Source organism: Micromonospora hortensis (genome assembly GCF_022230935.1).
GTDB classification, from domain to species: Bacteria; Actinomycetota; Actinomycetes; order Mycobacteriales; family Micromonosporaceae; genus Micromonospora; species Micromonospora hortensis.
This window is the reverse complement of sequence record NZ_JAKKFE010000001.1, coordinates 123,870-136,737: the sequence shown is the minus strand read 5'-3', so window position 1 is coordinate 136,737 and position 12,868 is coordinate 123,870. Positions and strand designations below refer to the sequence as shown.

General features: G+C 71.1%; 13 protein-coding genes. 4 read left to right on the top strand and 9 right to left on the bottom strand.

Features of this window, described 5'->3' with window-relative positions; translation table 11 throughout:
• Window positions 1-42: 42 nt before the first annotated feature.
• The gene (locus NIE111_RS00620; protein WP_238682514.1) at window positions 43-1,668 is read right to left on the bottom strand and encodes a ricin-type beta-trefoil lectin domain protein; all 1,626 of its coding nucleotides are present in this window, start codon (window positions 1,666-1,668) and stop codon (window positions 43-45) included.
• Between the two features lie 96 nt (window positions 1,669-1,764).
• Window positions 1,765-2,187: a DUF2000 domain-containing protein gene (locus NIE111_RS00615; RefSeq protein WP_238682513.1), complete on the bottom strand. Its 423-nt coding sequence runs from the start codon at window positions 2,185-2,187 to the stop codon at window positions 1,765-1,767.
• 50 nt (window positions 2,188-2,237) lie between these two features.
• Between NIE111_RS00615 and NIE111_RS00610 the strand changes: the two genes are divergently transcribed.
• Window positions 2,238-3,041, top strand: a complete 804-nt coding sequence (locus NIE111_RS00610) for a helix-turn-helix transcriptional regulator (protein WP_238682512.1) — start codon at window positions 2,238-2,240, stop codon at window positions 3,039-3,041.
• Between the two features lie 6 nt (window positions 3,042-3,047).
• On the opposite strand, the gene NIE111_RS00605 is transcribed toward NIE111_RS00610, so the two are convergent.
• The 7 genes from NIE111_RS00605 to NIE111_RS00575 all read right to left on the bottom strand — a co-directional run bounded on the left by NIE111_RS00605 (window position 3,048) and on the right by NIE111_RS00575 (window position 9,762).
• Window positions 3,048-3,881 carry a helix-turn-helix transcriptional regulator gene (locus tag NIE111_RS00605; RefSeq protein ID WP_238682511.1) on the bottom strand — a complete coding sequence of 278 codons (834 nt, stop codon included), beginning with the start codon at window positions 3,879-3,881 and terminating at the stop codon, window positions 3,048-3,050.
• A gap of 265 nt (window positions 3,882-4,146) precedes the next feature.
• Window positions 4,147-5,571 carry an aldehyde dehydrogenase family protein gene (locus tag NIE111_RS00600; RefSeq protein WP_238682510.1) on the bottom strand — a complete coding sequence of 475 codons (1,425 nt, stop codon included), beginning with the start codon at window positions 5,569-5,571 and terminating at the stop codon, window positions 4,147-4,149.
• A gap of 84 nt (window positions 5,572-5,655) precedes the next feature.
• Complete coding sequence (locus NIE111_RS00595; protein WP_238682509.1) at window positions 5,656-6,621, bottom strand: quinone oxidoreductase family protein; 966 nt, start codon at window positions 6,619-6,621, stop codon at window positions 5,656-5,658.
• A complete protein-coding gene (locus NIE111_RS00590; protein WP_238682508.1) occupies window positions 6,618-6,980 on the bottom strand; it encodes a hypothetical protein in 363 nt (120 codons plus the stop codon). The genes NIE111_RS00595 and NIE111_RS00590 overlap by 4 nt, the downstream gene beginning before the upstream one ends.
• A complete protein-coding gene (locus tag NIE111_RS00585) occupies window positions 6,977-7,840 on the bottom strand; it encodes a DODA-type extradiol aromatic ring-opening family dioxygenase (protein WP_238682502.1) in 864 nt (287 codons plus the stop codon). The genes NIE111_RS00590 and NIE111_RS00585 overlap by 4 nt, the downstream gene beginning before the upstream one ends.
• 30 nt (window positions 7,841-7,870) lie before the next feature.
• Window positions 7,871-8,641 (bottom strand): citryl-CoA lyase, encoded by a 771-nt coding sequence (locus NIE111_RS00580; RefSeq protein ID WP_238682501.1) that lies wholly within the window; start codon window positions 8,639-8,641, stop codon window positions 7,871-7,873.
• Complete coding sequence (locus NIE111_RS00575; protein WP_238682500.1) at window positions 8,626-9,762, bottom strand: CaiB/BaiF CoA transferase family protein; 1,137 nt, start codon at window positions 9,760-9,762, stop codon at window positions 8,626-8,628. The genes NIE111_RS00580 and NIE111_RS00575 overlap by 16 nt, the downstream gene beginning before the upstream one ends.
• 198 nt (window positions 9,763-9,960) lie before the next feature.
• Between NIE111_RS00575 and NIE111_RS00570 the strand changes: the two genes are divergently transcribed.
• The 3 genes from NIE111_RS00570 to NIE111_RS00560 all read left to right on the top strand — a co-directional run bounded on the left by NIE111_RS00570 (window position 9,961) and on the right by NIE111_RS00560 (window position 12,859).
• Window positions 9,961-11,397 carry an amidohydrolase family protein gene (locus NIE111_RS00570; protein ID WP_238682499.1) on the top strand — a complete coding sequence of 479 codons (1,437 nt, stop codon included), beginning with the start codon at window positions 9,961-9,963 and terminating at the stop codon, window positions 11,395-11,397.
• Between the two features lie 4 nt (window positions 11,398-11,401).
• A complete protein-coding gene (locus NIE111_RS00565) occupies window positions 11,402-12,205 on the top strand; it encodes an IclR family transcriptional regulator domain-containing protein (RefSeq protein ID WP_238682497.1) in 804 nt (267 codons plus the stop codon).
• Between the two features lie 78 nt (window positions 12,206-12,283).
• On the top strand, window positions 12,284-12,859 hold the full coding sequence (locus NIE111_RS00560; protein ID WP_238682495.1) for a DinB family protein: 576 nt from the start codon (window positions 12,284-12,286) through the stop codon (window positions 12,857-12,859).
• Window positions 12,860-12,868: the final 9 nt, after the last annotated feature.

Sequence of the window (12,868 nt, the reverse complement as noted above, 5' to 3'; positions counted from 1 at the left end):
TGGGGTGGCACCGCATCGTGGCGCCACCCCACGACGGCTTGGTCAGTTGGGGTTGTTGGCGTGGGTCAGCGTCTCCCAGGCGACGAAGAGGTTGTTGGTGCCGGCCGGGCGTTGTTGCAGCGTGAGGGTCTGGGTGTTGGTCATGACGTTGCCCAGCCGGGTGCTCATCGCGTTGAAGCCGACCTCGGTGATCGGCCCGAGGCCCCGGGTGAGGCTGCCGCCGCAGAGCCACGAGGGTGGCGCCTCGCCGAGCTGGTAGCGCGAGTGGAAGCCGAGCGCCTGACGCAGCCGCTCACCGACCTGTGGGTGCAGGTCCCGTCCCTGGATCCGTGAGGTCTCCGCGACGTGCGAGATGGCGGAGATCCCGTACCCGGTGTGGACGAAGTCGCGGCAGGTCTCCTGGGCGAGGCCGGCGACGAAGGTGGACTGGCCCTGCCAGTAGCCGATGATCTCCGCGCTGGTGTCCAGGCCGCTGCCGGGCATCGTATACGGCAGCGCGCCGTCGCTGGGCAGGTAGACGAAGGCACGGGTGCGGTTGAGGAAGCGGCTGACCGCCGCGTCGTAGGCGGACCGGTCCTCCAGGAAGACCGAGATGCCGACGGCGGCCTCCATCATCGTCAGTTCCCAGTTGCCATTGCTGTTCGACCCGTTGCGCACCACCGGCAGGTAGACGTTGCGCAGCATGGTGGCGAAGCGGTTGGCGTTGGGCCAACTCGTGTACGTGTACTTGATGATCTCGGCGGCCCGGGGCCAGACCGAGGCGGCCCAGCCGGTCTGCAGTGGGGCGTTGCTGCCGGTGTGGGCGGTGATGGTGGCCGACCACGCGTCCATGATCTGGATCGACTTCTGCGCGTACCGGGCGTCACCGGTGACGTACCAGGCGAGCGCGTCGGTATACGCGGCGATCGCGTCCTCCCGCTCGTCGGTGCAGCCGTTGTTCGGGTTGGAGTAGGAACCGCACTCGACCACCGAACGGGGCGCCGGGGTGCGCGACAGGGAGGCGTACCGGCTGCCCATCATCTGGTTGTAGGCCGCCGCCCACGGCTGCGCGCCGGCCTGTACCCGGCCACGGACGAAGTCGAGCTGGCCTCGGCTGACCAGCACGCCCGGGTGGGTGAAACCACCGGAGGGCGGCGGTGTGGTGCCGCCGCCGGTGGGCAGTGCCCAGGTCTGGTTGGCGGTGCCGGTGCAGCTCCAGATCTGCAGCGGGGTGCCGTCGGCCGAGCTGGGGCCGGTCGCGTCGAGGCACTTGCCCGAGGTCGGGTTGACCAGTTGCCCGGCGCTGGGCGACCACTGCTGTGCTCCGGTGCCGTTGCAGTCGTAGATCTGCACCCGGGCGCCGTTGGCAGTGCTGGCGGCGGCGATGTCCAGGCACCTGCCCAGCGCGCGGATCGTGCCGTCGTCGGCCACCGTCCACTGTTGTGCCGTGGAGCCGTTGCAGGTGAAGAGCTGCACCGGTGTGTTGTTGGCAGGGTTCGCGGCGGCCACGTCGACGCACTTGCCGCCGTACCCGGTGATGGCGCCCGTCGCGGCCGCCGCCGCGGCCGCCGCCGCGGGCGATGCGCCGACGATCAGGCCGGTCGGTACGGCGAGCAGGGCCGCGGCGAGCGCGGAGGTCAGTCTGATGCGGGGGCGGCGGGGCAGGAGCCCGGCCGATCGTCGCGCCATGTGGGGGGTCCTTCCGGGCGGCGAAACAACTGTAAAGTGTGTTAATCATTACAGTCATACACACCGATATCAATGTCTTCGTCGCCACGGATGCCGTTACGGGTGCATGGACGCACCCTTGAGCACCTTGTCCACCACGTTGCGCGGCGCATGCAGCGCCAGGCCCACCAGGTCGAGCTTCTCCCGTCCGACCGCCTGCACAGCGGCGCGGTTGTCCCGGTCGTTGCCGGTGGCGAACAGCTCGGACGTGAAGATCGCCAGCCGCAGGCCACGGGCCAGGGCGCGCGAGTGCGCACCGGCCACCGTCGCCCGGTCCCCGGCGAAGACCAGCACCGGCTGGCCGAACATCGGCAGGTAGCTGGTGCCGTCCGCGTCGCAATACTCCTCGCCGACCAGCTCCGGCAGCGTGCTCGCGATGCCGCTGACCAGGAAGGCCGTGACGTTCAGCCGTTGCCAGCTCGCCAGGTCGTTGCGGAGCAGTACGGCGATCTTGGTGGGAAAGCGGATCGGTTCGGTCATGCCGTCGAGCCTGCCCGCCCCGACGCCTGTCGGTCTTGTACGTTCTTAGCGTGGCCACCCGCCCGGCGGGCTCGCACGTCAGCGCGTGGCGACCCGCGGTAGCCGGGATCGCCGAGGTCTTCCACGCCCACTTCGTCGACCACGCCTACCCCCGGCACATCCACGACGTGTGGACGCTGTTGATCGTCGACGACGGCGCGGTCCGCTTCGACCTGGACCGGCACCGGCACGGCGCGCTGCGCACGTCGGTCACCCTCCTGCCGCCGTACGTGCCGCACGACGGCAGCTCCGCCACACCGGACGGCTTCCGCAAGCGGGTCCTGTACCTCGACACCTCGGCGCTCGACGCCGAGCTGGTCGGCCGGGCCGTCGACGAACCGGACCTGGCCGATCCGCAGCTGCGCGACCGGATTCACCACCTGCACCAGGTGCTCGCCACACCCGGCGACGAGTTCGAGGCCGAGAGCCGGCTGGCGTTCATCCTGGACCGGCTCCGCCGTCAGCTCCGCCAGCGCTCCCCGGCAGGTGTCCTGCCTCCTGGACGCGGCCTCGCTGTGCGACTACGGGAGCTGCTCGACGCCCGGACCGTCGAGGGCGTCACGCTGGGGGAGGCGGCGGAGCTGCTGCACGCCCACCCGACCCACCTGGTCCGGACGTTCACCCAGGCGCACGGTGTGCCACCGCACTCGTACCTGACCGGCCGTCGGGTCGAGCTGGCGCGTCGCCTGCTCCTCGCCGGGCAGCGGCCCGTCGAGACCGCCGTCGCGGCCGGGTTCTTCGACCAGGCGCACCTGACCCGCCACTTCCGGCGCTACCTGGGCGTCAGCCCGGCCCGCTATCCCCGACCGAGCTGATCGCCGTCAGACGAGCTGACCGCCGATGACGGCGAGCAGGCGCAGCTTCTCGTCGCTCGGCGACCCGGGTACGGCGGTGAAGACCAACAGTGTCTGTGACTGGTCGGGATCCACCAGCGTCTGGCAGTGCAGCTCCAACGCCCCGACCTCCGGGTGCACGAAGTGCTTCGGTGGGCAGTAGCCGGCGGGCACCGGGTGCTCCCGCCACAGGTGCGCGAACTCCGGGCTCCTGGCCAGCAGGTCGTCGACGAGCGCGGCGGCCCGCGAGCCGCGCCCGTCGCGGGTGTACGCCGCGTGCAGGTGCGCCACGAGCAGTCGACTCTGCGTCTGGTGGTCCTGCGCCGGGTGCAGCTGCCGTGCCGTCGGGTCGGTGAACCAGCGGTGGTGCGCGCTGCGCGCCAACCCGGTGTACCGGGTCTCGTCACCGAGCAGGGCGACGGCCGGGGCGGTCTGCGCCAGGGTCTCGCCCAGGTGGTTCACCACCTGGGCCGGGGTGTCGTGCATCCGGTCGAGGATGCGCATCATTCCCGGGTTCACGTGGTCGGCCCGCACCGCGCGGCGCGGAACGGCGTGACCGGCGAGCTGGAACAGGTGGTCGCGTTCGGCGAGGGTGAGCCGCAGGCCCCGGGCCAGGGCGGCGAGCATCTGCTCCGAGGGGTGCGGTCCGCGCTGCTGCTCCAACCGGCTGTAGTAGTCGGTGGACATCCCGCTCAACGTGGCGACTTCCTCGCGCCGTAGCCCTCCGGTGCGCCGACGAGGGCCCCGGGGCAACCCGACGTCCTCGGGCTGGAGCGCCTCGCGGCGGGTGCGCAGGAAGCTGGCGAGTTGGGCGCGGTCCACGGGTGTCTCCGATCGGTGGGTGCCGGCGGGCGGACCGGCACATGGATTGCAACAGACCATCCCTGCCCCGGTGTTCCACCCCGCGCCCGGCCCCGCCCCGCCCCCGCCCCGCCCTTTGATCTCGCGATCTTGCACTTTCTGTCGAGACATAAGGGTTGTAACACCCCATGTCGGCAACCGAAACTGCAAGATCGGCGCGGGCGGGGCGGGCGGGGCGGGCGGGGCGGGCGGGGCGCGCGGGCGGGCGGGGCGGGGGCTGGTGCGGTTAGCGCTGGATGGACTTGGTTTCCAGGAACTCCTCCAGCCCGAAGCGGCCGAACTCGCGGCCGTTGCCGGAGTGCTTGTAGCCGCCGAACGGGGCGAGCGGGTTCCAGTGGCCGGCGTTCACGTCGACCTGGCCCACGCGCAGCCGCCGGGCGATCGCCAACGCGTGCTCCGGCTCACCGAAGACGCCGCTGGTCAGGCCGTACAGCGTGCCGTTGGCGATGGCCACGGCCTCCTCCTCGTCGGCGTAGGGGATGATCGTCAGCACCGGGCCGAAGATCTCCTCCTGGGCGATCGCGGAGGCCGGGTCGACGTCGGCGAAGATCGTCGGCTGGACGTAGGCCCCGACGGTCAGCCCCTCGGGCCGCTGCGGGCCGCCGAACACGAGCCGGGCGCCGTCGGCGATGCCCCGCTCGATGTAGCCGACGACCTTCTGCCGGTGGGTCTCGGACGCCATCGGGCCGATCCGGGTGGCCTCGTCGCCCGGGTCGCCGACGGTGTACTGCTTCGCGGCCTCGACGGCCAACGCCACGACCTCGTCCTGGCGGGAGGCGGGTACCAGCATCCGCGGCCACGCGCCGCAGACCTGACCGCCGTTGCTGAACGCCATCATGAGACCCCGCTCGACAGCGGCGGGCAGGTCGGCGTCGTCGAGGATGATGTTCGCGCCCTTGCCGCCCAGCTCCAGCGCGACCCGCTTGACGGTCGCCGCGGCGACCGCGGAGATCCGCTGCCCGGCCCGGGTGGAGCCGGTGAAGGAGATCATGTCGATGTCCGGGTGGGCGGAGATCGCCTCGCCGACGGTCGCGCCGGTGCCGTAGACGACGTTGAAGACACCCGCCGGTACGCCGGCCTCGGCGGCGGCCTCGGCGAGGACGCGCGCGGTCAGCGGGGCGTTCTCGGACGGCTTGAAGACCATCGTGTTGCCAGCGAGCAGGGCCGGCGCCAGCTTGGAGACGATCTGCTGGAGCGGGAAGTTCCACGGCGTGATCGCGCCGACGACACCGATCGGCTCGCGGACGATCAGCGAGTTGCCGACCTCCTCGGTCCAGGCGAAGTCGTCGGCCAGGCCGGCGACGGACTCGACCACGGCGGCCGGGAACGCGACCTGGGCGGTCCGGGACATACCGATCGGAGAGCCCATCTCGGCGGTGATCGCCTGAGCGATCTCCTCCGTGCGGGCGGCGAGGCCGGCGCCGAGGCGGCGCAGCACGTCCGCCCGGTGCTGCGGGGTGGTCGCCGACCAGGCCGGGAAGGCGGCTCGGGCGGCGGCGACGGCGCTGTCGACGTCGGCGGCGGTGCCGGCCGGGGTCTCGGCGACGACCTCGCCGGTGGCCGGGTTCACGACGGGAAGGGTGCCGGCGGAGCCGGTGACGGTCTCGCCACCGATCCAGTGGCCGGCGACGGTGTAGGTGGAAGGTGTCATGGACCGACCGTCGCACCGCCGCCGAACCCCAACCAGGTGCGGTTTATCCACGGTTCCGCGATCCCTGGCTGGGGCTCGGCCCCCTCAGAGCGCGAGGACGATCCGGCCGGCGGTGGTGCCGGCGTCCTGTCGGGCCCAGGCCTCCGCGATGGCGTCGAACGGCACTATCTCGTGGTCGACGGTGAGCCGGCCGGCCGCCGCGTGCCCGGCCACCACTGTCAGCGCGGCGGCCCGCTCGGCGGTCGACAACCCGTTGTTGGTGTAGCCGATCATCCGCAACGCGCCGCTGCGCAGCACGGCGGACTCGATGGGTGCTGTCGCGCCGGCCGCGCTACCCAGGTTGACCAATCGCCCACCCGGGCGCAGCACCCGCAACGCCGCCGCGGCCGGGACACCGAAGACCGGGTCGAGGACGAGGTCGACCGGCCCGTCGGCGGCGTGGCGCAGCCGGTCGGCCATCGACGCGACATCGTCGTCGGGGAGCAGCGGGACCGCGACGGCGGCGCCGAGTTCCTCGGCGCGGGCCCGCGCCGCGGCCGACCGGGCCACGGCGATGACCCGGCGGGCGCCACCGAGCAGGGCGAGCTGGACGGCGGCCTGACCGACCACACCCCCGGCGCCGAGCACGATGACCTGTTCGCCGGCCGCGAGGCCGCCGGCGTGGGTCAGCGCCGCGTGCGCGGCGACAGCGGAGAGGCCGAGGGCCGCGAGCAGGGTCAGTGGTACGCCGGCCGGCAGCGCCACCACGTCGACGGTGGGCACTGTGACGGTGGTCGCCATGCTGCCGTCGACACCGGAGCGCATCCCGGCCGACGTGCCGAACCAGACCGCGGTGCCGTCGGCGAGCCGACCGACCCCCTGCACACCCGGCACGTACGGGGTGCTCGGCGGTCCGAAGTAGCTGGTGCCGCTGGCGCAGAGCACGTCCAGCGGGGTGATCGGCACGGCGTCGACGGTGACCGCCACCGCACCGTCGGCCGGTACGGGCACCGGCCGCTCGGCGATCGTCGGTGCGGCGCCGCAGGTGGTGAGCACAGCCGCGCGGATCACGTCGCGATGTCCGGGTAGGGCATCGAGAAGTGGGCCAGTCGCGCGCCGTAGGACTTCTGGTATTCCAGCGGCTGCGTGTTGTCCCGCTCGAAGAGGGCAATGAAGAGGGTCAGGGTGAGGAACGGGTGCGCGCCCAACTCGAAGAGCTTCACGTGGTCGTGGGTGGCCAACGCCTCGCGCTCCACGTCGTCGAAGCGCAACCAGGTGCTCGCCTCGCCGGTGTGGCAGTTCAGCACCGTGTTGGCGCACTCGGCCTCCCACCAGGCGACCAGCTCACGCGGCTCGCTGCGGTAGCGCTCGACCAGTTCCGGGTCCCGGTCGACCATGAAGAGGAACTTGTTCAGCAGATACTTGCTCATGCTGGCGCTCCGTTCGGGTACCAGGTGAAGTACGCCTCCATGGTGTGGAACAGATCGAGCGTGTCCACGTAGTCGGCCTTCACGCCGGCGCCGGCCACGCCCATCATCAGCATGAAGTCCATGAAGCCGTGGGTGGCGTTGCCCGGCGAGTGCAGGCTGTCCAGGGTGACCTCGCGCAGGCACTCGTCCAGGTCGCCGTTGGCGATCCACTCGACGGCCCGCTGGTCGAACTCCGGGTCCGGGCCGTGCGGGCCGAACTGCCGGGGGCCGCCCAGCTCCAGTGAGAGGTGGCCGGTGCCGATGACCGCCACCCGCAGGTGCGACGGCCACGACTCGACGATGTCGCGGATGCTCTGGCCGAGCTGGACGAAGCGCTTCGGCTGCGGCAGCGGCGGCGCGAAGATGTTGGTGTAGATCGGCACGATCGGCAGGTCGGCCTCGGGCCGCAGCGTGATGATCGGGCAGGTGATGCTGTGGTCGATGCGCAGCTCGTTGCTGAACGCGAGGTCGAAGCCGGCGTCGAGCCCGGCCCGCAGGATGTGCCCGGACAGGTCCTCCTGGCCCTTGAGCAGCATCCGGGGCAGCCCGAACTCGCGCTCCTCGTTGTACCAGTTGGCGTCGTAGTGGGGCGCCTTGCCGACCAGGAACTGTGGCATGTTGTCCAGCCAGAGTTGGTGGAAGTGGTCGGAGCCGACCATCACCAGCACGTCGGGCCGGGCTCGGGTCAACGTCTCCCGGAACGCCAGGATCTTGCGGGTCCACTCGTCGGCGAACGGTGGCCGATCCTCGCCGGTCGCGGTGCTGGCCCGGTAGTAGAAGGGGTGGTGGGTGGAGGCGATGACCGCGACGATGGAGGCCATTCCCGCTCCTTTCGGGGGTGGAAGAGCAGATCAGGGTTCGTAGACGGCGTTGCGGTCGACGGTGCGGTAGATGTCCATGCCGAGCGGTCGCCGTCGCTCCTCGGCGAGGTGCCCGAGCAGCCCCGCCGCGCGGGCCAGCAGGGCGAAACCGCGCAGCATCTCGACCGGGAGCCCGAGGTCGGCGAGGGCCGCCCCGCAGACTCCGGCGCCGTTGAGCGGCAGGGTGCGGCCGAGCACCTGCGGGTGGACGCGTCCGATCGCCTCGAACAGCCGCAGGTGCGGGCCGTGCAGACCCTCCTCGGTGGCGATCCTGATCAGCACGGGGGTGCGTGGGTCCTGCTCCTTGTGCACGGGGTGCCCGAGCCCGGGGACCAGTCGACGCTCCCGCTTGGCCCGGGTGACCGCGTCGAGCGCCACCGCGTCGTAGTCGGTCACGTCGCCGGCCTGGGCGAGCGTGTCGGCGAGGAAGCGTCCACAGTCCTCGGTGACACCGAGAAAGCGGGAGCCGCCGCCGAGCAGGCCGGCGGCGAGCGCGCCCTGCAACGACTCGGGCGCGGACAGGTACGTCAGCCGGGCGGCGATCGCCGTCGGGGTGAAGCCGTGGTCGGCGAGGGCCACCAGCACCGCCTCGAAGACCCGTACCTCACCCGGGGTGGGGCGGCGGCCGGCGACCAGCCAGTACGCCAGCTCGCCGAAGCCCACAGTGCCCATGAGGTCGGCGGCCAGGTCCTGCCCGAGCAGGGAGATGGTGGTCGGGTCGGAGGTGCCGATCCCGGTGGGGAAGCTCAGTTCTTCAGCCACGCGCGGATCTCCTCGCCGTGTTCGTCGAGCCCCGGCGGCGGCAGCTCGTACCGGGCCGGGGTGTCGGAGAAGGTGATGGGGTTGCGGACACCGGGCACGTCTCCGACGGTGACGACCGGGTCGAGGCCCAGCTCCTCGGCGAGCGCCACACCACCGTCGATGGTGTTGATCGGCGCGCACGGGACGCCGGCGGCGAGCAGGTCCCGGAACCACTCGTCAGTGGTCCGCTTGGCGAGGCGTTCGACGAGCAGCGGCCGCAGTTGTTCCCGGTTGGCCGTGCGGTCCTGGTTGCGGCCGAAGCGCCTGTCGTCCGGCAGGCCGGGCAGGTCGAGCACCTGGCAGAGCTTGCGGAACTGCCCGTCGTTGCCGGCGATGACGATCAGGTCGCCGTCCGCGGTGGGCAGTGGCTCGTACGGGAAGAGGCTGGGGTGCGCGTTGCCCATCCGGAACGGGACGGTGCCGCCCGCGACGTAGCCGCTGGAGTGGTTGACCAACCCGGACAGCGCCGAGCTGAGCAGGTTGACCTCGACGTGCTGGCCTCGTCCGGTCTCGCCACGGTGGTGCAGCGCGGCGAGGATGCCGATGCTGGCGTGCAGCCCGGCCATCACGTCGAAGACGGAGATGCCGGCCCGGTACGGCGATCCGTCCGGGTCGCCGGTGAGGCTCATCAGGCCCGAGATCGCCTGCACCATGAGGTCGTAGCCGGGGAAGTCCTTACCGGCGCCGGTGCCGAAGCCGCTGATGCTCGCGTACACGATCGTGTCGTTGTTCGCGGTGACGGTGTCGTAGTCGAGGCCGAACCGGGCGAGGCCACCGGGCCGGAAGTTCTCGATCAGCACGTCGGCGCGGCGGGCCAACTCCTGCGCGGCGGCCAGGTCGTCGGGTTTCCTGAGGTCCAGGGCGACCGACCGCTTGTTGCGGTTGATGCCGAGGTAGTACGTCGAGACCCCGTCGCGGGTGGGCGGCATCCAGGTGCGGGTGTCGTCGCCACCGGGGCTCTCCACTTTGATCACCTGGGCGCCCAGGTCGGCCAGGAGCATCGTCGCGTACGGCCCGGCGAGGATCCGGGAGAAGTCCGCGACGAGCAGGCCGGCCAGTGGGCCTGTCGAATGCTGCACCATGTTTCCGCCCGTTCTGCGGACACCTGTCCGCCGGGACAGCATGCGACGCCGCACGGTGCGTGTCAACGGTGTGTTCGTCGATCGGGACCACCCTCTTGACACGCTTCGTGACCGGGACCACACTTGCGCCACTCGGGCTGGCCGCACAGCGGACAACGGTCCGGATTCCCCTCGTACTCCGAAAGGAATGGGTGGCGAATGAGCGCAACCGACCGGCCGGTGGTCTTCCGTAACGGCCTGGTTCTCACCATGGACGACGCGCGCACGGTGCTGCCCGGCGCCGACGTGCTGGTCGTCGGCGGCCGGATCGCGCAGGTCGGCGTCGGCCTCACCGCACCCGACGACGCCCTGGAGATCGACGCCACCGACGGCATCCTCATGCCCGGCATGGTCGACACCCACCGGCACCTGTGGCAGACCGCGATGCGCGGGTACGGCGCCGACTGGACCCTGACCCAGTACTTCGTCTGGTACTACCTCGAGTCGGGCAAGCTGTTCCGGCCCGAGGACGTCTACGCCGGCAACCTGCTCGGCGCGATCGAGGCGATCGACGCCGGCGTCACCACCACTGTCGACTGGTCGCACGGGTTGCAGACACCCGAGCACGCCGACGCCGCCGTGGACGCCCTGGAGGCGGTCGACGGACGGTTCGTGCTCGCCTACGGCAACATCCAGCAGGGGCCGTGGGAGTGGGCCACTTCGCCGGAGTTCCGCGACTTCCACCGCCGCCGCATCGACGGTGGCAAGCTGGCCGGCTTCCAGTTGGCGTTCGACGTCACCGGTGACCCCGCCTTCCCGGAACGGGCCGCGTTCGAGGTGGCCCGGGAACTGGGCGTCGCGGTGACCACCCACGCGGGCGTGTGGGGCGCCACCAACGACGACGGCATCCGGCTGATGCACGAGAACGGGTTCATGAACCCGTCCACCGTGTACGTGCACGCGGCGACGCTCACCCAGGACTCGTACAACCGGATCGCCGCGACCGGCGGCTCGGTCTCCGTCTCGACAGAGAGTGAGCAGAGCGCCGGCCAGGGTTACCCACCCACCTGGCAGTTGCGCCACCACGACATCCCGGTGTCACTGTCGATGGACACCAGCGTGTGGTGGAGCGGCGACCTCTTCTCCGCCATGCGGAGCACGCTCGGCGCGGACCGCTCCCGGGAGCACCTGGAAGCGCACGCCAAGCAGGAGACCATCACCCACTGCCACCTGCGCGCCGAGCAGGTCGTCGAGTGGGCCACCCGAGGCGGCGCCCGTGCGCTCGGCATGGACGCCACCATCGGCGCGATCACCCCCGGCCGTCAGGCCGACGTCGTCCTGATCAAGAACGACGCCTCGCCGGCGATGTTCCCGATCCTGAACCCGCACGGTCACGTCGTCTTCCAGGCCCAGCGTGCCGACGTGCACACGGTGCTGGTGGGCGGCCGGGTCGTGAAGCGCGACGGCCGCCTCGTCGGCGTCGACCTCGCCGCCGCGCGGACCAGGGTGGCCGCGACCATCGACCACCTGCGCGAGACGATGGGGGAGGAGGCGTGGCAGCGGGGAATGAACCCGGACGTCCCCGAGACCGCGATCCTGGAGAACCCGTACCAGTACACCGAGTGGGACGCCGGGTCGGCGCAATGGAAGCATTAAGGACATGAGTGACAACGGAAGGGGCGCCGGGCCCGACTTCATCGAGGCTCTCGCCCGTGGCCTCGACGTCCTGCGCTCCTTCCGTCCCGCCTGCCCCTCGATGACGCTCAGCGAACTCGCCGCCGCCACCGGCCTGGCCCGCCCCACCGTCCGGCGCATCCTCATCACGCTCGAATCGCTGGGCTACGTCCGCGCGGTCGGCCGCGGCCACACCCTCACCCCGCGCGTCCTGGAGCTGGGAATGGCGTACGTCAACGCGCTGAACATGTGGGACGTGGCCCGGCCACACATGGAGAAGCTCGTCGCGCAGACCAACGAGTCGACCTCGATGGCCCAACTCGACGGCAGCGACATCGTCTACGTCGCCCGGGTGGCCGTCCCCAAGATCGTCACGCTTGGTGTCACCATCGGCACCCGCTTTCCGGCACCCGCGACGTCGATGGGCAAGGTGCTGCTCGCGGCCCTCCCGCCGGACACGCTGGCGACCGTCCTCGCCGAGCCCAGCCGCTCCGGCATCACACCGCGCTGGCAGCCCGCGCCGGGGGACCTCGACGCCGTGCTGCGCGAGGTCCGGGCGAAGGGCTGGGCGCTCGCCGACCAGGACCTGGCACCGGGGATCAGGTCCGTTGCCACCGGCGTACGCGACGGCGACGGGCGAGTCGTCGCCGCCATCAACGTGACAGTGCACGCCGCCGAGACCTCGCTGGAGACCCTGCGCGAGGAGCACCTACCGAGGTTGCTGCGCGCGGCCGCCGACATCGGGCACGACTGGGCGCTCACCGCCGCCGTGCCGGTGGCCACGGCCTAGGGGCGTGACCTACCGATCCTGAGCTTCGCGCGTCGACCGGGACAACACGGACACCCGAGCCGATGTCATAGTGCCGCGATGAAGGCAGACCTGCACAGTTACTTGAAGGGCGGCCGCGAGTCGCTGCTGTGGAAGCTCGACGGGCTCGGCGAATACGATATTCGGCGTCCGCTGACCCCGACCGCGACCAACTTGCTCGGTCTGGTGAAGCACGCGGCGGCCATGGAGATCCTCTACTTCGGCGTCGTGTTCGGCCGACCGTTCGAGCAGAAGCTGCCATATGTCGGCGACGGGGCGGAGACCAATGCCGACATGTGGGCGAGCGCGGATGAGACCCGCGAGGAGATCGTCGCACTGTACGGTCGCGCGATCGCCCACGCCGACACGACAATCGATGCCCTTGCCCTGGATGAGGTAGGCCACGTGCCGTGGTGGGGCGATGCAGCGGTCACGTTGCACCACGTCCTGGTCCACGTCATCGCGGAAACCCAACGGCACGCCGGCCACGCCGACATCGTGCGTGAACTCATCGACGGCACGGCCGGGCTGCTGCCCAGCAACGACAACCTGCCCCACGTGGACGAGTCATGGTGGCTGGACCACCGCCAGCGAGTGGAGCAGGCTGCCCTCGACGCCGGCAAGGGCAGCAGCTAGGCCCTGTTT